Here is a 20,411-nt window from a genome sequence, read left to right as displayed (position 1 = left end):
ATGATCATCGGCATCGGGGTGGACCTGGTCGACCTCGCACGGTTCGAACGGGCGATCACGCGCACCCCGAACCTGCTGGCCAGGCTCTTCGTCCCGTCGGAACGCGACCTCCCGCTGCGGTCCCTCGCCGGACGGTTCGCCGCCAAGGAGGCGCTCATCAAAGCACTGGGTTCCTCGGACGGTATCCGGTGGCAGGAGATGGCGATCGTGAACGGCCCGGAGGGGAAGCCCGACTTCGCGCTGTCCGGCGTCACGGCTGGTGTCGTGGCCGAGCGGGGTATCACGAGCATGCACCTGACCATGACCCACGACGCCGGGGTCGCCGTCGCGTTCGTCGTCGCGGAGCGGGAGGGATGACGCCCGTGTCCGAGCACGACGAGCGACCGACCCGCGAGGCGATCATCGACCTGGACGCCCTGCGCCACAACGTCCGTCGTCTGCGCGAGCTGACCGGCGTCGGTGAACTCATCGTCGTCGTCAAGGCCGACGCCTACGGGCACGGTGCCGAGGCGATCGCCCGCGCGGCGGTCGAGGCCGGGGCCGATCGCTTGGGCGTCGCCGACATCACGGAGGGCGTCGCGCTGCGTGCCGCCGGGATCACGGCACCGATCCTCGCCTGGCTGCACGGCCCGCAGGCCGCCTTCGGCGCCGCACTCGACGCCGGGATCGACCTCGGTCTGTCGTCAGTCGCGCAGCTCGACCGCGTGATCGAGGCCGCTCGGGATCGGCCGTCCGTCGTGCCGGTCGTCCAGTTCAAACTCGAGACCGGGCTCAGCCGGAACGGCGCGGCCGAAGCCGACTGGCCGGAGCTCTTCCAAGCCGCAGCAGCAGCCGAGGCCGCCGGGCTCGTCCGGGTCGACGGGCTATTCTCGCACGTCTCCAACACCTCCACCGACGACGACCGGGCCGCCGCCGTCCGCTTCGAGCGCGGTGTGGCCCTCGCCACGGAGGCCGGTCTCGCTCCGCGGAGTCTGCACCTCGCCGCGTCGGCGGCAGCGCTCGGCGAGCCGTCCCTCCGCTACGACGCCGTCCGCCTCGGACTCGCCGTGTACGGTCTCTCGCCCTTCGAACCCACCGACGACGCCGGCCGCTCGGCCGACGCCTTCGGCCTCCGGCCCGTCATGACCCTCCGGGCGACGGTCGCCGCCGTGCGTCGGGTCGAACCGGGCGCCGGGGTGTCCTACGACTACAGCTACCGGACCAGCACGGCGACGACGCTCGCCCTCATCCCGCTCGGATACGCCGACGGTGTGCCGCGGAGCGCCTCGAACGCCGGTCCGGTCGTGATCAACGGACGCCGCTACCAGGTGTCCGGGCGGATCGCGATGGACCAGTTCGTCGTCGACGTCGGCGACGACGCGGTCGCGGTGGGTGACGACGCCGTGCTCTTCGGCGATCCGGCGTCCGGCGCGCCGCGCGTCGAGGAGTGGGCGGAGGCCGCCGGCACCATCAACTACGAACTCGTCACCCGCATCGGGCCGCGCGTGGTCCGGACGACCGGGGAGCGGTCATGACCGATCACGTCCTCACCCCGGGCACCGTCGAGGTGGCGACGCCCGAAGAGATGCACGCGTACGGCGTCCGGCTCGGCGCCGAACTGCGTGCAGGGCAGCTCCTGGTCCTGACCGGGCCGCTCGGAGCGGGCAAGACGACCCTCACGCGAGGGATCGGCGAGGGACTCGGCGTCCGCGGCCCCGTCACCAGCCCCACCTTCGTGCTCGCCAGGACGCACCCGAGCCTCGTCGGCGGTCCGCCGCTCGTCCACGTGGACGCCTACCGGCTCGGCTCGGCTCTCGAACTCGACGACATCGACATCGACTTCGCCCGGTCCGTCGTCGTCGTGGAGTGGGGAGCCGGGTTACTCGACGGCGTGGTCCCCACGTGGTTCGAGCTCGTCATCGAGCGTCCGACCGGAGCCGGCGACGAGCCCGCGACGGACGACGCCGGTGAGGAGCCGATCGAGCGCCGGACCCTCACGCTCTCGCGGCACCCCGCCATCGACGCCGGGTAGGCTGGACGACGTGCTGTTGGCGATCGATACATCCGCGGGTTCGAGCGTCGCCGTCGTCACCCTGGGTGGCGAGGTGCTGGCCGAACGGTCCTCCGACGACCCGATGCGGCACGCCGAGGTCATCGGGACGCTCATCGCCGGATGCCTCGACGACGCCGGGATCGAGGTCGCCACGCTCACCGGGCTGGTCGCGGGTATGGGACCAGGGCCGTTCACCGGACTCCGGATCGGGATCGCCGCGGCCCGCAGCTTCGGGATCGGCGCAGGCCTCCCGGTGCACCCCGTGGTGAGCCACGACGCGATCGCGCTCGACGCCTACCGTTCCGGTTCCGCCGCAGCCGACGCCACGCTCCTCGTGGTCACGGATGCCCGCCGTCGCGAACGCTACTGGACCAGCTACGCCGGACTCGACGCAGCCGGCCTCCCGGTCCGCGTGCAAGGGCCGGCCCTGGCGAAACCCGACGAGCTGCCGACCTCCGAATCCGCGCGCCTCGACGCGCTGGTCGTCCCCGCCGGGGCACTGGGACAGGTCGCCGCCGCACTCCTCGCCACCGATGGTGGATTCGCGGGGGAGGAGCCGTTGTACCTCCGCTCGCCCGACGTCACGATGTCAGCGGGCGCCAAGCGGGTGACGGCGTGAGCTGGTCGCTGCGCCGCGCCGGTGTCGCCGACCTCGACGCGATCATGGAGCTCGAGCACACCGTTTTCGTGAACGACGCGTGGTCGGCGGACATGATGCGCGCCGAACTGTCGTCGCCGCACAGCTACTACCTCGTCGCGACGGAGGTCGACGCCGACGACGCGACACTCGCCGGCTACGGCGGTCTCTTCGCACCGTCCCGGTCCGACGACGCCGACATCCAGACCATCGCCGTCGCCGGGCACGCCAGAGGACGAGGGCTCGGACGACTCCTCATGCAGGCGCTCATCGAGCAGGCCCGGCAGCAGGACGTCACCCAGGTGTTCCTCGAGGTCAGGGCCGACAACCCTGTGGCGATCGCACTGTACCGGAGTCTCGGCTTCGAGGAACTCGGCGTCCGCCCCGGCTACTACCAGCCGGACGACGTCGACGCCATCGTCATGCGACTCACGGTCCAGCCGAGGCCACCCATGCCCGCCCACGGGCAGTCCCCGCTCGACCCGACCGACCAGCACCCCGGGAGCATCGCGTGAACCGTGCAGAACCGCTCGTCCTCGGCATCGAGACGAGCTGCGACGAGACCGGGATCGGCATCGTCCGCGGACACCACCTGCTGGCGAACACCATCGCCTCGAGCATGGACGAGCACGCGCGGTACGGCGGCGTCGTCCCGGAGGTCGCCGCACGCGCCCACCTCGAGGCCCTCGAGCCCACGCTCACGGCGGCGCTCGCCGAGGCCGGCATCGCGTTGGCCGACCTCGACGCGGTCGCGGTGACGAGTGGCCCCGGCCTGTCCGGCGCACTCATGGTCGGCGTCGGCGCAGCGAAGGCGCTCGCCGTGTCCCTCGGCAAACCGCTGTACGCCGTGAACCACCTCGTCGGTCACGTCGGCGCGGACGTCCTCGACTCCGACGACGGGACGATCGAGTACCCGACGATCGCCCTGCTCGTATCCGGCGGGCACACCTCGCTGCTCCTCGTGCGGGACCTCGTGTCGGATGTCGAACTGCTCGGCGAGACCATCGACGACGCGGCGGGCGAGGCCTTCGACAAGGTCGCGCGTATCCTGGGTCTGCCGTACCCGGGCGGGCCGCAGATCGACCGGGCGGCCGTCGGCGGCGACCCGAAGGCGATCCGCTTCCCCCGCGGACTCAGCCTGCCGAAGGACATGGAGCGGCATCGCTACGACTTCTCCTTCTCCGGCCTGAAGACGGCCGTGGCGCGCTGGGTCGAGGCGAAGCAGGACGCGGGGGAGCCGGTCCCCGTCGCGGACGTCGCCGCCAGCTTCCGCGAGGCCGTCGTCGACGTGCTCGTCTCGAAGGCGGTCAAGGCGTGCACCGAGCTCGGTGTGCCCCGCCTGCTGCTGGGGGGCGGTGTCATCGCGAACGCACGGCTCCGCGAGGTGGCAGCCGAACGCACCGCCTCGGCCGGGATCGAACTCCGCATCCCGCCGTTGCAGCTGTGCACCGACAACGGCGCGATGATCGCCGCGCTCGCCGCGCAGCTCATCTCCGCCGGACACGAGCCGTCGTCGCTCGACTTCGGCGCCGACTCGACCCTGCCGGTCACCGAGATCCAGGTGCACTGACCGCTCGACCAGCCGTGTCCGGCACTCGACCGGGTGCGCGGACGTCGGCGCATAGGATGGGCCGGTACCCGGTCACGGATCGAAGGAGCGGCGATGGATCAGCACGAGCACCCCGACGGACGACCTCAGCACCAGGACGGTGCGGCGGACGGGCAGTCACGCCCGCCGCAGGCCGAGCAGCCGAACGGGCAGCCGCAGCAGCCGTGGGGGCAGCAGCCCCAGCCCCAGCAGCCCTGGTCGCCCTACCAGCCGCCACAGCCCTCCCAGCAGGCCGGCGTCGCGCCGCAGGGCCAGCAGCAGCCGTATCAGCCTCAGCCCCAGGGCCGGCAGCAGCCGTACCCGCCTCAGCCCCAGGCCCAACAGCCGTACCAGCCTCAGGGTCAGGCCTCCCCGCCGCCCACGGATTGGCAGCGCGGCGCCGGCGCGCCCGTCACGCCACCGACGCGCCCTGCCCAGCAGGGCTCATCCCCCTCGGCCCCTCCGGCGGGTTGGCAGGGCGATCACGCGACCTATCTCCAGACGGTGCCGACGGCGGTCTACCAGGCGCCGAGCCAGGGTGGCTACGCCGCGTACCAGCAGTCGCAGACGCAGACCCCTGCCGCGTCGACCGGGACCTCGCGGAGCACCTGGTCGCTCATCGCCGGTGTCGTCGGGCTCGTCGTGTCGGTCTTCGTCGGTTGGGGCTTTCCCCTGTCGATCGCCGCGATCGTGCTCGGGTTCGGAGCCAGGCGTCGCGAGCCGCAGGGCCGAGGTCGCGCCCTCACCGGCCTCGTGACCGGGTTCGTCGGCCTCGCCTGCTCGGTCGGCTGGCTCGTCTACAGCGTCGTCGTGATCATCGGGTACGTCTCGACCTGATCCTCTTCGGGGCGCTGCGGCCCGGCGGAGGCCGTCGGGTCAGGCGTCGGTGGCCGGCGTCACCCGTTCGACGAGCAGCGCACTGTGTTTGCCGGCGATCCTCGTGAGGATGATTGTCGCCGAGCCGTCGCCCTTGAGCGCGAGGCGCTTCCGGAACGCCGCGGGGTCGACGTCGACGCCGCGTTTCTTGATCTCGAGGACGCCGATCCCGCGATCACGCATCGTGCGCTTGAGGACCTTCTCGTCCATCGGCAGCCGTTCGAGCACCCGGAAGGTCGTGGCGAACGGCGAGCTCGTCGCGGTGTCGGAGGTCAGGTAGGCGATGCCCTGGCCGAGCATGCCGGCCTCCAACCGGATGGCGAGGTCGCCGATGAGTCGGGCCCGGATCACGGATCCGTCGGGTTCGTGCACGTAGTCGCCGAGCTCCCGCACCGGGGCGTCGTCGGCGTCGGCCTCGGCGTGCAACTCGTGGTGGACGCCGTCCGCGAGGAGGAGCGCGGACCGTCGGACATCCGGACGGGCCAGCGGGCCGAACCAGAGCGCCATCTCGACGAGCTGTCCGTCGACCGACACCCACTGCGCCTCGGCGTCGTCGGGGATGAGGGAGCGGTCGAATCCGGGCCCGAGCTTGACGCCTGTGGGAAGGCGGGTCGCCGCACCGAAGACCAGGTCGAGGGACGGGGTGTAGTCGGCGGCACTCGACAGCCGCGCGGTGTCGGCGTGTCCTGCGGTGCGCCGCGCGGGATCGAACCAGACCGCGTCGAAGTCGTCGAGGGAGACGTCTTCGGCGGCGGCGTTCCGTACGGTCGCCGTGGGGAACGGAGCGAGGTTGTAGCTGGCGATGGCCGCGGTGACCTCGTCGATGTCGACCGCCGTGACCTCCAGGTCGAGCGAGGCCATGGCCATCGAGTCGGCGCCGATGCCGCTGCCGAGGTCGGCGATGCGCGTGAGGCCGGCCCGGGCGAACCGCCCGGCGTGCAGCGCGGCGACGGGAAGGCGTGTGGCCTGTTCGAGCCCGGCCTCGGTGAACAGCATACGGCCGGCGAACGGTCCGAACTTGCCGACAGCCTTCTGCCTCAATCGCGACTGCGTGAGGACCGCCGCGACCAGCTCGGGGGAGTGGCCCTCCTTGCGCAGGCGCCCGACCAGGCGGACGGCCTCGTCCTTCGTCGGGTAAGGGGGGAGGGAGTCGAGGAGCCTGAGGCCGTCGGCCGTGAGGAGTTCGACGAGTTCCGAACGGTCCATGGTCAGCGGGCCTCGGGCGGAGCTGGATGCATCCGGCAACGGTAGCAGTCGCTGATTGGCACTCGCATTGCATGAGTGCCAGAACATGCCTACACTGGAATCAGCACTCTCGCAGTGTGAGTGCTAACCACGTCTTCGTTTCAAGAAAGAGGTCAACCGTGTCGGTCTCCATCAAGCCGCTCGAGGATCGCATCGTCATCAAGCAGGTCGAGGCAGAGCAGACCACCGCTTCAGGTCTGGTCATCCCCGACACCGCCAAGGAGAAGCCCCAGGAGGGCGAGGTCGTGGCGGTCGGACCCGGTCGCATCGACGACAACGGCAACCGCGTGCCGCTCGACGTCGCCGTCGGCGACAAGGTGATCTACTCCAAGTACGGTGGCACCGAGGTCAAGTACGCCGGTGAGGACTACCTCGTCCTGTCCGCGCGCGACGTCCTCGCAGTCGTCGTCCGCTAGTCACCAGCGCACGGATCCGGCGGCTCAAGCCGCTCAACAGCCCGAATGGCATTCGCCGTTCGGGCTGTGTCCGTTTCCGGAGGGTGTCGCGGGGAATCGCGGGTCTAGCCTGGACCAGTGCAGAACCCCAGCGATCCAGCCGACGTCGACATCCACCCCGTCACCGTCGACGGGGGAGGGGACCGACGTGCGAGCGTCGCCGTGCCCCAGCAGGGGAGCCGGTCCGGACTGCTCTCGGCGGTCGCCGCCTACTGCCTCTGGGGAGCGCTCCCGCTCTACTTCATCGCCCTCGCACCGGCCGGCGCCTTCGAGGTGGTGGCGTGGCGGATCCTGTTCTCCCTCGTCTTCTGTGCCGTCCTCATCCTGGCGACCCGTTCCTGGCGTCGGCTGTTCGGCATCCTCCGCCAGCGCCGCATCGTGCTCACGATGGGTCTCGCCGGGGCGCTCATCTACGTCAACTGGCAGACGTACGTCTACGGTGCGCTCAACGGCCAAGTGGTCGAGGCGTCGCTCGGGTACTTCATCAACCCGATCGTGACCGTCTTCCTCGGCGTCTTCTTCCTTCGCGAGCGGCTGCGTCCAGCCCAATGGGCTGCGGTGGTCGTGAGCGTGATCGCGGTCCTGGTCCTCGCGATCGGACACGGCAGCGTCCCCTGGATCGCCCTCATCCTGGCCTTCTCGTTCGGCCTCTACGGCTACATCAAGAAACTGGTGGGCGGCTCGGTCGACGCAGTGTCCGGGTTGACGCTCGAGACCGTGTGGCTGATGCCGGTCGCGATCGCCCAGCTCATCGCCGTCGGCGTGACCGGTGGGCTGACCATCGGCACCGCGGGCGTCGGGCACGCCCTGCTGCTCGTCGGCGCCGGCGTCATCACCGCCGTCCCGCTCCTGCTGTTCGCGGCGGCGGCCCGCCGCCTCCCGCTCACCTGGATGGGTTTCATCCAGTACTTCGCACCGATCATCCAGTTCGTCGTCGGTGTCGCGGTCCTGCACGAGGCGATGCCGCCGGAGCGCTGGTTGGGCTTCGGTCTCGTGTGGCTGGCGCTCGCGATCCTCACCGTCGACATGCTCGTCGCCTCCACCCGGGGTCGTCGGGCCGCCGGGGCCGAACGGCGCCGCTCGATGAGGGTCTGAACAGCGGATTCCAGCGCTGATCGCGCGACCACTGCAGGAAAAGCGCGAAACTGGCCCTCCTGAGGTAACGATTTGGTCGTGTTACACGCTTGTAACGTCAACGACATTGTCCAGCGCACGTGCAGCGGATAACTTGACTCAACGGCAGCCCCTGGAGCTGCCACTCTTCTGACAAGCAAGGAGTACCATGAGCGTCTTTTCGAAGGCCACGGCCGCTCGCTCCCGCCCACGTTCCATCGTTCTCGGTGGTATCGCACTGATCGGAGCCAGCGCGCTGGTTCTGAGCGGTTGCGCCTCAAGTGGTAGCGGCGACAGCGGCAGCAGCAGCAAGCCTGCTGGCGACCTGACCCTGAAGCTCGGCACGGCGTTGCCGCAGACCGGTAACCTCGCGTTCCTCGGCCCGCCCGAGGAGGCCGGTGTCGGTCTCGCGGTCAAGGAGGTCAACGACGCCGACCTCGGCATCAAGATCGACCTGACGCTCGGCGACTCGGGTGACTCCGACAACAAGGCGTACGCGACCGAGGTCCCCCGTCTGCTCTCCGAGGGTGTCACGGCCATCATCGGTGCAGCGTCCTCGGGTGTGTCGAAGCTCTTCATCGACGAAGTCACCGGCGCAGGCGTCATCCAGTTCTCCCCGGCGAACACCTCCGCGGACTTCACGACGTGGGACGACAACGGTCTCTACTGGCGGACGGCGCCGTCCGACGTGCTGCAGGGCGAGGTCCTCGGGAACCTGATCGCGGAGGACGGCAACGCCACCCTCGGCATCATCTACCTGAACGACTCCTACGGCACCGGCCTCGCGAAGTTCACCAAGGAGGCGTTCGAGAGCGCCGGCGGTGAAGTGGTCGCCGAGCAGTCGTACAACACCGGTGACACCTCGTTCGACGCGCAGATCAGCGCGGTCAAGGCGGAGAACCCCGACGCGATCGCGATCATCGCGTTCGAGGAGACCAAGACGATCGTCCCCGGTCTCGCCGGCTTCCCCTCGGACAAGCTCTACTTCGTCGACGGCAACCTCGCCGACTACAGCGCGGACTTCGCTCCGGGCACCCTGACGGGCGCCAAGGGCACGCTGCCCGGTCTCGACACCGCGAAGCTCGGTGACTTCACCGACCGCCTCCAGGCGTTCGTGAAGGACGAGGGCGGCGAGCCGCTGAAGGACTACAGCTACGCGGCTGAATCCTACGACGCCGTCATCCTGCTCGCCCTCGCGGCGCTGCAGGCCGGTTCGACCGAGGGTGCCGACATGGCGGCCGAGCTCCAGTCCGTGTCCGGTGGCAAGGACAAGGGCGAGAAGGTGACCACCTTCGAAGAGGGTGCGAAGGCCATCGCCGACGGCAAGAAGATCGACTACGACGGCAACTCCGGTCCGATCACGTTCGACGAGAACGGTGACCCGACCGAGGCGACGATCGGTATCTACCAGTACGGTGACGACAACAAGTACACCCGCACCAACTAGTCGCCCACGCGACTGACGAGGCCCCGGAGTGATCCGGGGCCTTCGTCGTGCCCGGCCCCCGATGCACCCCGCGTATGGTGTGCCGTGTGTGGTGGCGCCAGCGCGGTGCGCTGACGCGAGCGCGGGTCCAGCGCGTGAGCGCGGGTCTCCGGAGACCCGCGCCCACGCGCCTGCGGCGCGCTCACGCCGATTCCGAGCCCATGCGGCACAGCGGGGCGCGCTCACGCCGACGCACCGCGCTGGCGACGGGAGGGGCGCCTGCCAGCGCACCGCGCTGACGGAGGGTGCGGTGCGGTCGCGCCGGCGCACCGCGCTGACAGCGACCGGTTGGGCGCCCGGGTCAACGGAACGCGCGTTGCAGTCCCGCGCGCTCGAGTTTCGCGGCGAGCCGGCTCGGATGGACGAGGTCCTCCCAGGTGGCGCGGACGACGGTGTAGCCGAGCGCGCGCAGCCGGTCCTCACGATGCTTCTCCGCCAGGACGATGTCGGCCACGTCCCGTCCCTGCGTGAACTCCTCCCGCACATACTTCTGCCGACCGTCGAGTTCGAGGATGATGCGCTCGTCCGGCCAGACCGCATCGACCACACCGACCGGTCCGTCCGCGTCGGAGAAGGCCTGCTGCAGCACCGGCAGGGCGAAACCGAGCTGCGCGATCACGACCCGCATCTTCGATTCACCACCGTTCGCGGCGAGGGGGTCCGCGAACTCGATCGCAAAGCGCACCTGCCGTCCTCCCCGACGGCCCGGCAGGTCTCGTGCGAGCGAGCGGAGCGCCGTCTCGTCGGTGAGCTTGAGCCGGAGGGCAGCGTCGGCGACGGCGACGGCGTCCTCGAGGCGGGCGATCCGAGCGAGATCGACGACGGTCCGAGCCGGGTCCGTGACCGCGAGCCCGTGCCGCATCCGTCGGGCGACGGAGCCCTGCGTCGTGTGACGGATGATGCCGGGGGCCGAACGCCCTCCGCGGTCACCGCTCGTCAGCGTGTGCACCTCGGGAGGCCATGGACCCACGATCGGAAGCCCCCACAACCGCGCCGCCGAGTAGTGGCTGAACAGAGCGTCCTTGCGGAGCGCGACGGCCGCCGCATCGATCCGGACCCGGTAGCGGTCATCGGGGGACAGGGAACTCCATATCGGTTCAGGGACGTAGATGCCCTTCCGCAGACGCACCAGGTCGCCGTCGCGGTGGGCGGCGCTCACCAGGCGCTCGGCACCGACCCGACGTGCGTCGCGGACGAGGAGGAGTCCGTTCGGGCGGAGGAGCAGGTTGAGATCGAAGGATTCCATCGCCTCACCGTGCCCGTTCGCCTCCGCCGTCACCTCGTGTCGTGGAAGCGATGTGGAGAACTACTCCCATCCGGCCTCCGGTGGAGCGAGGGTGGAGCGGCGCCCAGCGCGGTGCGCTGACGCCAGCGCGGGTCGTAGGTCTCAGCGCGGGTCGCTGTGCCGCGGGGGCGGGGATTCGGCGTGAGCGCAGGTCCAGCGCGTGAGCGCGCGCCTCCGGAGACCCGCGCTCACGCGCCAGGACCGCGCTCGCGTCAGCGCACCGCGCTGGCGAAAGGGGGAGGGGGAATGCACAACTCCTCCGTCCCCGTCTCAGGAGGCCGTCTTGGTACGACGGTGCCCCTCGGGGGAGGGAGGAGTTGTGGTTCGTTCACCGGTCGGGATCCGGTGGCTTCTGGCCCGTCGCTCGGCACGCGGCCGGGACGAGCATGTTCGAGGGTACCGAAGTACCCGCCGACCCGCGAGTGGGGATCGCCCTGATCAGTCCTCGTCCTGGCCGAGCGTGCCCAGGTAGAGGCCGATCACCTTGTCATCCGAGAGGAGCTCGCGGCCCGTCCCGGTGTAGGCGTCACGACCCTGGTCGAGCACGTAGCCACGGTCGCAGATCTGCAGACAGCGGCGTGCGTTCTGCTCGACCATGATCGTGGTGACGCCGGCCTTGTTGATGTCCGAGACGCGGATGAACGCATCGTCCTGTCGGACCGGTGACAGCCCCGCGGACGGCTCGTCGAGGAGCAGCACATGCGGATCCATCATGAGGGCCCGCGACATCGCGACCATCTGGCGCTCACCACCCGACAGCGAACCAGCGCGCTGCTTGAGCCGCTTGCCGAGTTCGCTGAAGATCCCGGTGACGAACTCGAGGCGCTCGTTGTACTGCTTCGGCTTCTGGAACAGCCCCATCTTGAGGTTGTCCTCGATGGTGAGGCTCGGGAACACGTTGTTCGTCTGCGGGACGAACCCGACGCCGCGGGCCACGAGCTTGTTCGCCCGGAGCCCCGTGATGTCCTCGCCGTTCAGCAGCACCTGTCCGCTGCGCACCTTGACCTGTCCGAAGATCGCCTTCAACAGCGTCGACTTGCCCGCACCGTTCGGTCCGATGATGCCGATGAGCTCGCCCTTCCGGGCGGTCAGGTTGGCACTGTTCAGGATGTTCACGCCGGGGAGGTACCCGGCGGTCAGATCGGTGACCTCCACGACCATCTCGGCGGTCTTGACCGCGGTGCCGCCGACCGGCGCACCCTTCACGTCGCTCATTTCCGCTCCTCCTCGGGCTCGGTACCAGCCGCGAGCCGTTCGTCCTCGATCTCGGCGAGCAGCTCCTCGGCCGCAGCGCTGTCCTCTCCGGCGATCCTGCCGGTCACGACCCCGAGGTCGACGTCCTGATGGCTCCCGAGGTAGGCGTCGATGACGGCGGGATCCTCCATGACGGTGTCGGGCGGGCCCTCGGCGACGACGCGACCCTCGGCCATGACGACCACCCAGTCGGCGATGTGCCGGACCATCTGCATGTCGTGCTCGACGAACAGTACGGTCATGCCCTCGTCCTTCAACGCCAGGATGTGGTCGAGTAGTGACTGCGTGAGCGCCGGGTTGACGCCGGCCATCGGCTCGTCGAGCATGACGAGCTTCGGATCGCTCATGAGCGCCCGCGCCATCTCGAGGAGCTTCCGCTGCCCACCGGACAGGCTGGCGGCGTAGTCGTCACGCTTCGTGTCGAGCTTGAAGCGACGCAGGAGGTCCATCGCCTTGACCTCGAGGTCCTCCTCCTGCTTCCGCCAGAGCGGCTTCACCAGGCTGGAGAAGATGCCCTCCCCGGTTTGGCCGGTCGCGCCGAGCTTCATGTTCTCGAGCACCGTGAGCAAGCCGAGCGCCTTCGTCAGCTGGAAGGTCCGGACCTGACCCATGCGGGCGACCTTGAACGCCGGGACGCCTCCGAGGCTCTTGCCGTCGAAGTTCCACGTCCCGGTGTTCGGCTTGTCGAAGCCGGTCAGCAGGTTGAACAGCGTGGTCTTACCCGCACCGTTCGGGCCGATGAGGGCGGTGATCGCGTTGCGGGGCACCTCCAGGTGCTCCACGTTCACCGCCTGCAGGCCGCCGAAGGTCCGGGTGACCTGGTCCGCGATGAGGATCGGGTCGACCTTCTTGACGCCCGGGACGATCTCGCCGACGTGGAGGCCGGTGGTCTTGACCGGTCGCGAGGTGGGTGAGCTGTTACTTGACAAAGGTCAGCTCCTTCTTGTTTCCGAGGATGCCTTGCGGCCTGAAGATGACGATCAGCATGAGCGCGACACCGACCAGCACGTAGCGGAGCGTCGAGGCCTGCGTCGAGCTCATGAACGGCAGGACGTCCGCCTTCACGAGCGCCGGGAGGACGTTCGAGAGGAACGCCATGATCACCCAGAAGATCACCGAGCCGAGCAGTGGCCCGAAGACCGTGGCGGCTCCTCCGAGGAGGAGGATCGTCCAGATGAAGAAGGTGAGACTCGTGACGTACACGCTCGGCACGACCGCGGAGGGGAGTGCCAGCACCACCCCGCCGAGTGCGCCGAAGACACCACCGACGACGAGCGCCTGCATCTTGTAGGCGAACACGTTCTTGCCGAGGGCGCGCACGGCGTCCTCATCTTCACGGATGCCCTTCAGCACACGACCCCACGGGCTGCGCATGAGGAGGAACACGAGGAGTGCGGCGACGGCGAGTAGCAGGATGCCGAAGATGCGGACCCACCACTGGTTCGCGTTGAGCTCCCACGGGCCGAAGCCGTAGATGCCCTCCGGGATCGGGTTCGCCGCGCGGAAGCCCTCGTGGTAGTTGCCGAGTCCGTCGGCCGAGTTGGTGAACTCGTCGAAGACCTGCGTCGTGAAGAGGAGTCGGACGATCTCGGCCGCCGCGATGGTGACGATGGCCAGATAGTCCGCCCGCAGTCGCAGGGTTGGGATGCCGAGGATGAAGGCGAAGACCACCGAGGCCAGGCAGCCGACGATGATGCCCGCCCACCACGGGAGGTTGAAGCTCAGGATCGAGATGGCGTAGCCGTAGGCGCCGAGCGCCATGAACCCAGCCATACCGAAGTTCAACAGACCGCCGTAGCCGAAGTGCACGGCCAAGCCGAGTGCTGCGAGCGCGTACGCGATCGTCTCCGGGCTGATGACCCAAGCGAGCGTGTTCGAGAGAATGCTTCCCCAGTCCATGCGCGTGCCCCTAACCGATTCTCTCGCGACGTCCGAGGATGCCCTGCGGTCTCACGAGGAGCACCGCGATGAGCACCACGAGGGCGCCGACGTACTTGATGTCAGACGGGATCCAGAGCGTCGAGACCTCGACGAGGATGCCGATGATGAGGGCGCCGACCATGGCGCCGAAGGCGGTTCCGAGCCCGCCGAGGGTGATGGCCGCGAAGATGAGGAGGAGCAGCTGCGCTCCCATGTCCCACTTGATGCCCGGTCGGAAGTACGCCCACAGGATGCCGGAGAGGCCGGCGAGCGTCGCTGCGAGGATCCAGACGATGCGGACCACGCGGTCGACGTCGATACCGCTGGCCGCTGCCAGGCTCGGGTTGTCCGAGATGGCTCGCGTCGCCTTGCCGGTCTTCGTCTTGATGAGCCACCAGGCCACGCCGAGGAGCACCACGACGCTGACCGCCATGCTGATCATGTCGGTGACGCTGAGCGAGACCGTACCGAACAGCTTGATGTTCTCCTCTCCCGAACCGGGCAGCTGGAACGTCCCGCCGCCGATGAAGTAGAGGAAGACGTAGCGGAGCGCCAGCGACAGGCCGATCGAGACGATCATCACCTGCACGATGCCGACGCCCTTGCGTCTCAAGGGTCTCCAGATGCCGGCGTCGAGCGCGAAGCCGAACGCGGCACTCAGAGCGAGGGCGATGATGATGGCCAACCAGATCGGCCATTGCAGGAACACCCCGAACACGAGCGCCATGATCGCGCCGAAGGTCACCATCTCCGCGTGGGCGAAGTTGCTGAGTCCGGTGGTGCCGAACACCAGGGAGGCTCCGATGGCCGCCAGGGCCAGCATGAGCCCGAAGTTCAAGCCGTTGACGAGTCGTTCTGCGAGTTGATCCCAGAAGCTGACGGTGACGCGGACGCCCTCGCCGAGGAAGAAGTTCACGGACTTCGATTGGGTGAGGCCGAACTTCGCCTCGATGGTCGAGCCGCCCTCGGCGACGATGACGCCCTTCGGGAGGGTCTCCTCGTCGAGCGTTACCTTGTACGTACCTTTCTCGGGGACGCCGATCTTCCACTTGCCGTCGGCGTCGGTGTCGACATCGGCCTTGTAGCCGTTGCCGTCGACCGTGATGTTCACGCCTTCGAGTGGTTTGTCGTCGTACTTGACGTTCCCAGCGAAGTAGAAGTCGTACTCCTCGCCCACCTCGTCAGCATGAGCCGGGACGGCGCTCATGACGGACGTGAGGGTGATGGCCCCGAACAACAGGGCGATGAGGAGCACGAATCTCCGTGCCAGTCTCGGGTTTCGGGTCGTTCCAGCGAACTTCACTGCACCTCCAGTGCCGGGCCACTTCCGTGGACCGTTCTCCTGCGTCGGACAACGCTGTTCGACGATAGAACCTGATTATTGCCTACATGTTTCGCCCGTGCGTATTTCTCCGCATCGATTTGTCGGGATCGTGGAATAGGGGTAGGCCCTGCTCGGTTACGATGGTGATACCGGCAGGTCTGCGTTTCTCCGGTGTGTTCGTGGCTATGAGAGGGATAAATGGACCAGCCTGATCCGTTCGGATTCGTAGGACTCACGTATGACGATGTGCTGCTGCTGCCCGGGCACACCGACGTCATCCCGAGCGAGGCGGAGACCTCGTCCCGCCTGACGAAGCGGATCACCGTGAACACGCCGCTGCTGTCGAGCGCGATGGACACCGTGACCGAGGCCCGCATGGCGATCGCGATGGCTCGCGAGGGCGGCATCGGCATCCTGCACCGCAACCTGTCGATCTCCGACCAGGCCGAACAGGTCGACCGCGTGAAGCGGAGCGAGTCGGGCATGATCACGAACCCGATCACCACCACGGCCGACGCCACCGTCGCCGAGGTCGACGAACTGTGCGGCCAGTTCCGCATCTCGGGCCTCCCGGTCGTCGACGACAAGGGTGTGCTCGTCGGCATCATCACGAACCGCGACATGCGCTTCGTGTCGCCGTTCGAGAAGGCCACGACCCGCGTCAGCGAGGTCATGACGAGCACCGGTCTCGTGACCGCTCCCGTCGGCACCGACCGCAACGCGGTGATGGCGCTCCTCGCGCAGCACCGCATCGAGAAGCTGCCCCTCGTCGACGAGGCGGGCAAGCTCAAGGGGCTCATCACCGTCAAGGACTTCGACAAGAGCGAGAAGTACCCGCTGGCCACGAAGGACGACACGGGTCGTCTGCGGGTCGGTGCGGCCATCGGCTTCTTCGGCGACGCCTGGTCCCGTGCGGGCCAGCTGCTCGACGCCGGCGTCGACGTCATCGTGGTAGACACTGCCAACGGTGAGAGTGCCGGCGTGCTCGACATCATCCGCAAGCTCAAGGCCGACCCGGCGTTCGCCGGTGTCGACGTCATCGGCGGCAACGTCGCGACCCGCTCCGGCGCGCAGGCCCTCATCGAGGCCGGTGCTGACGCGATCAAGGTCGGCGTCGGTCCGGGTTCCATCTGCACCACGCGCGTCGTTGCCGGTGTCGGTGTCCCGCAGGTCACGGCCGTCTACGAGGCGTCGCTCGCGGCGCGCGAGGCGAACGTCCCGGTCATCGCCGACGGCGGTCTGCAGTACTCGGGCGACATCGCGAAGGCACTCGTCGCGGGTGCCGACACCGTCATGCTCGGCTCGCTCCTCGCCGGCACCGACGAGAGCCCCGGCGACCTCGTGTTCGTGGGCGGCAAGCAGTTCAAGAACTACCGCGGTATGGGATCGCTCGGAGCCATGCAGACGCGAGGCGAGAAGACCTCGTACTCGAAGGACCGCTACTTCCAGGCCGACGTGCCGAGCGACGACAAGCTGATCCCCGAGGGCATCGAGGGCCAGGTGCCCTACCGCGGCCCGGTGTCGGCCGTCGCGTACCAGCTCATCGGCGGGCTGCGCCAGTCGATGTTCTACGTCGGCGCGCGCAACATCGGCGAGCTGAAGGCCAAGGGCAAGTTCGTCCGCATCACCTCGGCGGGCCTCAAGGAGTCGCACCCCCACGACGTGCAGATCGTCGTCGAGGCGCCCAACTACCGTAAGTAAGCACCCGCACGAACGCCGACGGTCCGGCAGGCTTCCGCCTGCCGGACCGTCGGCGTATCAGGTCAGCGCCCCAGTCGGTGGTCGATACGTCTCAGCACTGCCCACGCCGCGATGGCGACCAGCGCCAAGACGATCGCGCCCAGGACAGAAGCCGCGACGTCGAAACGGTTGATCACGGCGATGATCGCGAACGTCGCGGCGCCGAAGAAGATGCTCGTCCGCATGATTCGAGGGACACGCGAGCGTCTCTCCTGACGTCGTTCCCGCCGAGGAAGAAGTCGCCGAGCGCTTCCAGGCCGACCGTCCATGTCATCCTCTTCACCATTCACATCCGCTCCAGACAGCGACGTAATCCTCACATATATCACCTGCACCACTGGGTGTGTGCCCTGGACACGGTCCACGTGCGACCTGACCGGTAGGCTGGTGCGGTGAGCATGGATATTGAGATCGGCCGGTCAAAGCGCGCACGGCGCGCCTACGCGTTCGACGACATCGCCGTCGTCCCGTCGCGGCGGACCCGCGACCCACAGGACGTCTCGGTGTCCTGGTCGATCGACGCCTACCAGTTCGAGATCCCGGTGCTCGCAGCACCGATGGACTCCGTCGTGTCGCCGACGACCGCGATCATGATGGGCCAGCTCGGCGGCGTCGGCGTCCTCGACCTCGAGGGCCTCTGGACGCGGTACGAAGACCCTGAGCCGCTGCTCGCCGAGATCCGGTCGTTGCCGGTCGGCCGCGCGACCGCGCGCATGCAGGAGATCTACTCGGAGCCCATCAAGCCCGAACTCGTCACGGCCCGGCTCGCCGAGATCCGCGCGGCCGGAGTCACCGTCGCCGCCGCCCTCTCGCCGCAGCGCACGCAGGAGCTCTACGAGACGGTCGTCGCCGCAGGGGTCGATCTCTTCGTCATCCGCGGCACCACCGTGTCCGCCGAACACGTCTCCAAGAACCAGGAGCCGCTCAACCTCAAGAAGTTCATCTACGAGCTCGACGTCCCCGTGATCGTCGGTGGCGCGGCCACGTACACCGCGGCCCTGCACCTCATGCGGACCGGGGCGGCCGGTGTGCTCGTCGGCTTCGGTGGCGGTGCGGCCTCCACCACGCGGGCCTCGCTCGGCATCCACGCCCCGATGGCGACCGCCGTGGCCGACGTCGCCGGTGCGCGTCGCGACTACCTCGACGAGTCCGGCGGCCGCTACGTGCACGTCATCGCCGACGGCGGTCTCGGGACCTCGGGCGACATCGTCAAGGCCGTCGCGATGGGTGCCGACGCCGTCATGCTCGGGACCGCATTGGCCCGCGCCACGGACGCACCCGGTGGTGGTTGGCACTGGGGTGCCGAGGCGCACCACCTGCACCTGCCGCGCGGTCGCCGTGTCGAGGTCGGCACCGTCGCGACCCTCGAGGAGATCCTCTACGGCCCGTCGCCGAAGTCGGACGGTACGGCCAACCTCATCGGCGCGCTCCGTCGCTCGATGGCCACGACCGGCTACTCCGACCTCAAGGAGTTCCAGCGGGTCGAGGTCGTCGTCGCGCCGTACCAGGGCGCTTAGCCCTGCCGGAAGCGAGCCGCTTCCGCAAGCGGTTGTCGGGTCGCATCGCGCCGACTAGCCTCTGAGGCAGAGCCTCGTGGACGAGCACCTGCCTCCGGCAGGATCATCGCGAGGGCGGTTCCAGCGAGCGGAGTTCGACGATGGCCACCACCCACAACAACGTGTCACGTTCCACCAAGCTGGGGATGGAGGAGCGCGACGCCGCGATCGAAGCGTTGAAGTCGAAAGAGCTCGACATCCTCGTCGTCGGTGGTGGCATCGTGGGCACCGGTGCTGCGCTCGACGCCGTCACGCGCGGTCTGAGCACCGGTCTGCTCGAGGCGCGTGACTGGGCGAGCGGCACCTCGAGCCGGTCCTCGAAGCTCGTGCACGGCGGTATCCGTTACCTCGAACAACTCGACTTCCGACTCGTCCGGGAGGCGCTCATCGAGCGCGGGTTGCTGCTGCAGCGCATCGCGCCGCACCTGGTGAAGCCGGTCCGGTTCCTGTACCCGCTCAACAAGCCGGTCTTCGAGCGCCTCTACATCGGCGCCGGCATGCTGCTCTACGACCTCTTCAGCTGGAGCGGTGGCCGTCCGCCCGGCGTCCCGCACCACCGGCACCTGTCCAAGCGTCAGGTCCTGACCTCGATCCCGAGCCTCAAGTCGGACGCGTTCGTGGGTGGACTCACCTACTACGACGCCCAGGTCGACGACGCCCGCTACGTCTCGTCCCTCGCGCGGACGGCGTCGGCCTACGGCGCGCACGTCGCGAGCCGCGTGCGGGTCGAGGGGTTCGTCAAGGTCGGACAGCGCGTCGTGGGCGTCAAGGCGCACGACCTGCAGACCGACGAGCGCTTCGAGATCCGTGCCAAGCAGGTCGTCAACGCGACCGGGGTGTGGACCGACGACACGCAGTCGATGGTGGGGGAGCGGGGCCAGTTCAAGGTCCGCGCGTCGAAGGGCATCCACCTCGTCGTCCCGCGCGACCGCTTCCAGTCGAACATGGGTCTCCTGCTGCGCACGGAGAAGAGCGTCCTCTTCGTCATCCCGTGGGGCCGGCACTGGCTCATCGGCACGACCGACACGGACTGGCACCTCGACAAGGCGCACCCGGCGGCGACCGCGGCCGACATCGACTACCTGCTCGACCACGTCAACACGATCCTCGCCGTGCCGCTGACCCGAGAGGACGTCGAGGGCGTCTACGCCGGCCTCCGTCCGCTGCTGGCCGGCGAATCGGAGCAGACGTCGAAGCTCTCTCGCGAGCACCTCGTCGCGCACTCCGTGCCCGGTCTCGTGGTCATCGCCGGCGGCAAGTGGACCACCTACCGGGTCATGGCGAAGGACGCGATCGACGCCGCGGTGGACGCACTCGACGGCAAGATCCCGGCCAGCGCGACGGAGAACATCGCACTGCTCGGAGCCGAGGGGTACCAGGCGGCCTGGAACAAGCGTGGCAAGATCGCGCGGGCCTTCGGGGTGCACACTGCTCGCATCGAGCACCTGCTGAACCGCTACGGCGTGCTGACGGACGAACTGCTCGACCTCATCAAGGAGGACCCGACGCTCGCCGAAGCGCTGCCGGGGGCGGACGACTACATCGGGGCGGAAGTCGTCTACGCGGCCTCCCACGAGGGTGCCCTCCACCTCGACGACGTCCTCGCCCGTCGGACGCGCATCTCCATCGAGGCCTGGGACCGCGGTGTCTCGGCGGCCCCGGTCGCGGCGAAGCTCATGGGTGGGGTCCTGGGGTGGGACGAGGAGCGCATCGAGAAGGAGGTCTCCTACTACCTCACGCGCGTCGCAGCGGAGCGGGCATCGCAGGAGCAGCCGAACGACGAGGCCGCCGACCGCGTGCGCCTGGAGGCACCGGACATCGTCCCAGGGGCCTGAACCGGCGGTGATCGCCCGCAGCGCAACGGCTGCGGGCGCCTCGGGCGAGCGGGCCAGGTGTGGCG

20 protein-coding genes are annotated in these 20,411 nt (G+C 68.8%); 13 read left to right on the top strand and 7 right to left on the bottom strand.

The genetic code is table 11. The annotated features are described in order from the left end of the window. The 7 genes from ACZZZB_RS04715 to ACZZZB_RS04685 all read left to right on the top strand — a co-directional run bounded on the left by ACZZZB_RS04715 (position 1) and on the right by ACZZZB_RS04685 (position 5,094). A complete protein-coding gene (locus ACZZZB_RS04715) occupies positions 1-357 on the top strand; it encodes a holo-ACP synthase (RefSeq protein WP_064296680.1) in 357 nt (118 codons plus the stop codon). Beyond that, the gene (alr, locus tag ACZZZB_RS04710) at positions 354-1,514 is read left to right on the top strand and encodes an alanine racemase (RefSeq protein WP_463529096.1); all 1,161 of its coding nucleotides are present in this window, start codon (positions 354-356) and stop codon (positions 1,512-1,514) included. The genes ACZZZB_RS04715 and alr overlap by 4 nt, the downstream gene beginning before the upstream one ends. After that, entirely contained in the window at positions 1,511-2,011 is a 501-nt protein-coding gene (tsaE, locus tag ACZZZB_RS04705; RefSeq protein ID WP_463529095.1) for a tRNA (adenosine(37)-N6)-threonylcarbamoyltransferase complex ATPase subunit type 1 TsaE, read from the top strand. The genes alr and tsaE overlap by 4 nt, the downstream gene beginning before the upstream one ends. A gap of 10 nt (positions 2,012-2,021) precedes the next feature. Next, positions 2,022-2,651 carry a tRNA (adenosine(37)-N6)-threonylcarbamoyltransferase complex dimerization subunit type 1 TsaB gene (gene tsaB / locus ACZZZB_RS04700; protein ID WP_192004676.1) on the top strand — a complete coding sequence of 210 codons (630 nt, stop codon included), beginning with the start codon at positions 2,022-2,024 and terminating at the stop codon, positions 2,649-2,651. Next, positions 2,648-3,184: a ribosomal protein S18-alanine N-acetyltransferase gene (gene rimI / locus ACZZZB_RS04695; RefSeq protein WP_463529094.1), complete on the top strand. Its 537-nt coding sequence runs from the start codon at positions 2,648-2,650 to the stop codon at positions 3,182-3,184. Before tsaB ends, rimI begins: the two co-directional genes overlap by 4 nt. Beyond that, positions 3,181-4,239: a tRNA (adenosine(37)-N6)-threonylcarbamoyltransferase complex transferase subunit TsaD gene (gene tsaD, locus ACZZZB_RS04690; RefSeq protein WP_426737232.1), complete on the top strand. Its 1,059-nt coding sequence runs from the start codon at positions 3,181-3,183 to the stop codon at positions 4,237-4,239. Before rimI ends, tsaD begins: the two co-directional genes overlap by 4 nt. Positions 4,240-4,332: 93 nt before the next feature. After that, positions 4,333-5,094 carry a DUF4190 domain-containing protein gene (locus tag ACZZZB_RS04685; protein WP_463529093.1) on the top strand — a complete coding sequence of 254 codons (762 nt, stop codon included), beginning with the start codon at positions 4,333-4,335 and terminating at the stop codon, positions 5,092-5,094. A 39-nt stretch (positions 5,095-5,133) separates the two neighbouring features. Here the strand turns inward: ACZZZB_RS04685 and ACZZZB_RS04680 are convergent, their stop codons facing one another. Further along, positions 5,134-6,339, bottom strand: a complete 1,206-nt coding sequence (locus tag ACZZZB_RS04680; protein ID WP_463529092.1) for a class I SAM-dependent methyltransferase — start codon at positions 6,337-6,339, stop codon at positions 5,134-5,136. A gap of 158 nt (positions 6,340-6,497) precedes the next feature. Here ACZZZB_RS04680 and groES point away from each other — a divergent pair, with 158 nt between their 5' ends. The 3 genes from groES (at position 6,498) to ACZZZB_RS04665 (ending at position 9,393) form a co-directional block, all read left to right on the top strand. Further along, positions 6,498-6,794: a co-chaperone GroES gene (groES, locus tag ACZZZB_RS04675; RefSeq protein ID WP_056008047.1), complete on the top strand. Its 297-nt coding sequence runs from the start codon at positions 6,498-6,500 to the stop codon at positions 6,792-6,794. A 201-nt stretch (positions 6,795-6,995) separates the two neighbouring features. Continuing rightward, the gene (rarD, locus tag ACZZZB_RS04670; RefSeq protein ID WP_411558812.1) at positions 6,996-7,928 is read left to right on the top strand and encodes an EamA family transporter RarD; all 933 of its coding nucleotides are present in this window, start codon (positions 6,996-6,998) and stop codon (positions 7,926-7,928) included. 187 nt (positions 7,929-8,115) lie between these two features. Beyond that, positions 8,116-9,393, top strand: coding sequence for an ABC transporter substrate-binding protein (locus tag ACZZZB_RS04665; protein WP_079001731.1), 1,278 nt, complete (start codon positions 8,116-8,118; stop codon positions 9,391-9,393). A 340-nt stretch (positions 9,394-9,733) separates the two neighbouring features. Here the strand turns inward: ACZZZB_RS04665 and ACZZZB_RS04660 are convergent, their stop codons facing one another. From ACZZZB_RS04660 to ACZZZB_RS04640, 5 genes are all read right to left on the bottom strand, one after another. Then, a complete protein-coding gene (locus ACZZZB_RS04660; RefSeq protein ID WP_138946535.1) occupies positions 9,734-10,678 on the bottom strand; it encodes a hypothetical protein in 945 nt (314 codons plus the stop codon). Between the two features lie 477 nt (positions 10,679-11,155). Next, positions 11,156-11,932 (bottom strand): ABC transporter ATP-binding protein, encoded by a 777-nt coding sequence (locus ACZZZB_RS04655; protein ID WP_064296669.1) that lies wholly within the window; start codon positions 11,930-11,932, stop codon positions 11,156-11,158. Further along, positions 11,929-12,900, bottom strand: a complete 972-nt coding sequence (locus tag ACZZZB_RS04650; protein WP_463529091.1) for an ABC transporter ATP-binding protein — start codon at positions 12,898-12,900, stop codon at positions 11,929-11,931. Before ACZZZB_RS04650 ends, ACZZZB_RS04655 begins: the two co-directional genes overlap by 4 nt. Next, positions 12,890-13,870, bottom strand: coding sequence for a branched-chain amino acid ABC transporter permease (locus tag ACZZZB_RS04645; protein WP_086474449.1), 981 nt, complete (start codon positions 13,868-13,870; stop codon positions 12,890-12,892). Before ACZZZB_RS04645 ends, ACZZZB_RS04650 begins: the two co-directional genes overlap by 11 nt. A gap of 10 nt (positions 13,871-13,880) precedes the next feature. Continuing rightward, the gene (locus ACZZZB_RS04640; RefSeq protein WP_192018385.1) at positions 13,881-15,098 is read right to left on the bottom strand and encodes a branched-chain amino acid ABC transporter permease; all 1,218 of its coding nucleotides are present in this window, start codon (positions 15,096-15,098) and stop codon (positions 13,881-13,883) included. A 315-nt stretch (positions 15,099-15,413) separates the two neighbouring features. On the opposite strand from ACZZZB_RS04640, the gene guaB reads away from it, so the two are divergent. Continuing rightward, on the top strand, positions 15,414-16,916 hold the full coding sequence (gene guaB, locus ACZZZB_RS04635; protein ID WP_079705279.1) for an IMP dehydrogenase: 1,503 nt from the start codon (positions 15,414-15,416) through the stop codon (positions 16,914-16,916). Positions 16,917-16,978: 62 nt separating this feature from the next. Here the strand turns inward: guaB and ACZZZB_RS04630 are convergent, their stop codons facing one another. Further along, complete coding sequence (locus tag ACZZZB_RS04630) at positions 16,979-17,140, bottom strand: hypothetical protein (protein WP_192004681.1); 162 nt, start codon at positions 17,138-17,140, stop codon at positions 16,979-16,981. Between the two features lie 213 nt (positions 17,141-17,353). Between ACZZZB_RS04630 and ACZZZB_RS04625 the strand changes: the two genes are divergently transcribed. Both ACZZZB_RS04625 and ACZZZB_RS04620 read left to right on the top strand, forming a co-directional pair. Beyond that, positions 17,354-18,472, top strand: coding sequence for a GuaB3 family IMP dehydrogenase-related protein (locus ACZZZB_RS04625; RefSeq protein ID WP_064296664.1), 1,119 nt, complete (start codon positions 17,354-17,356; stop codon positions 18,470-18,472). A 140-nt stretch (positions 18,473-18,612) separates the two neighbouring features. Continuing rightward, a complete protein-coding gene (locus ACZZZB_RS04620; protein WP_191940639.1) occupies positions 18,613-20,346 on the top strand; it encodes a glycerol-3-phosphate dehydrogenase/oxidase in 1,734 nt (577 codons plus the stop codon). Positions 20,347-20,411: the final 65 nt, after the last annotated feature.

This window comes from Plantibacter sp. AC185, from assembly GCF_979258065.1.
Note: the sequence above shows the minus strand (reverse complement) of the source record. Positions and strands in the feature narration are given on the sequence as shown.

What these genes read in the sequence shown, in the direction of transcription:
- ACZZZB_RS04715 (WP_064296680.1), top strand. Translation starts at nt 1, where the DNA reads ATGATCATCGGCATCGGGGTGGACCTGGTCGACCTCGCACGGTTCGAA.
- alr (WP_463529096.1), top strand. Translation starts at nt 354, where the DNA reads ATGACGCCCGTGTCCGAGCACGACGAGCGACCGACCCGCGAGGCGATC.
- tsaE (WP_463529095.1), top strand. Translation starts at nt 1,511, where the DNA reads ATGACCGATCACGTCCTCACCCCGGGCACCGTCGAGGTGGCGACGCCC.
- ACZZZB_RS04685 (WP_463529093.1), top strand. Translation starts at nt 4,333, where the DNA reads ATGGATCAGCACGAGCACCCCGACGGACGACCTCAGCACCAGGACGGT.
- ACZZZB_RS04680 (WP_463529092.1), bottom strand. Translation starts at nt 6,339, where the DNA reads ATGGACCGTTCGGAACTCGTCGAACTCCTCACGGCCGACGGCCTCAGG.
- ACZZZB_RS04665 (WP_079001731.1), top strand. Translation starts at nt 8,116, where the DNA reads ATGAGCGTCTTTTCGAAGGCCACGGCCGCTCGCTCCCGCCCACGTTCC.
- ACZZZB_RS04660 (WP_138946535.1), bottom strand. Translation starts at nt 10,678, where the DNA reads ATGGAATCCTTCGATCTCAACCTGCTCCTCCGCCCGAACGGACTCCTC.
- ACZZZB_RS04655 (WP_064296669.1), bottom strand. Translation starts at nt 11,932, where the DNA reads ATGAGCGACGTGAAGGGTGCGCCGGTCGGCGGCACCGCGGTCAAGACC.
- ACZZZB_RS04645 (WP_086474449.1), bottom strand. Translation starts at nt 13,870, where the DNA reads ATGGACTGGGGAAGCATTCTCTCGAACACGCTCGCTTGGGTCATCAGC.
- ACZZZB_RS04640 (WP_192018385.1), bottom strand. Translation starts at nt 15,098, where the DNA reads ATGAGCGCCGTCCCGGCTCATGCTGACGAGGTGGGCGAGGAGTACGAC.
- guaB (WP_079705279.1), top strand. Translation starts at nt 15,414, where the DNA reads ATGGACCAGCCTGATCCGTTCGGATTCGTAGGACTCACGTATGACGAT.
- ACZZZB_RS04630 (WP_192004681.1), bottom strand. Translation starts at nt 17,140, where the DNA reads ATGCGGACGAGCATCTTCTTCGGCGCCGCGACGTTCGCGATCATCGCC.
- ACZZZB_RS04625 (WP_064296664.1), top strand. Translation starts at nt 17,354, where the DNA reads ATGGATATTGAGATCGGCCGGTCAAAGCGCGCACGGCGCGCCTACGCG.
- ACZZZB_RS04620 (WP_191940639.1), top strand. Translation starts at nt 18,613, where the DNA reads ATGGCCACCACCCACAACAACGTGTCACGTTCCACCAAGCTGGGGATG.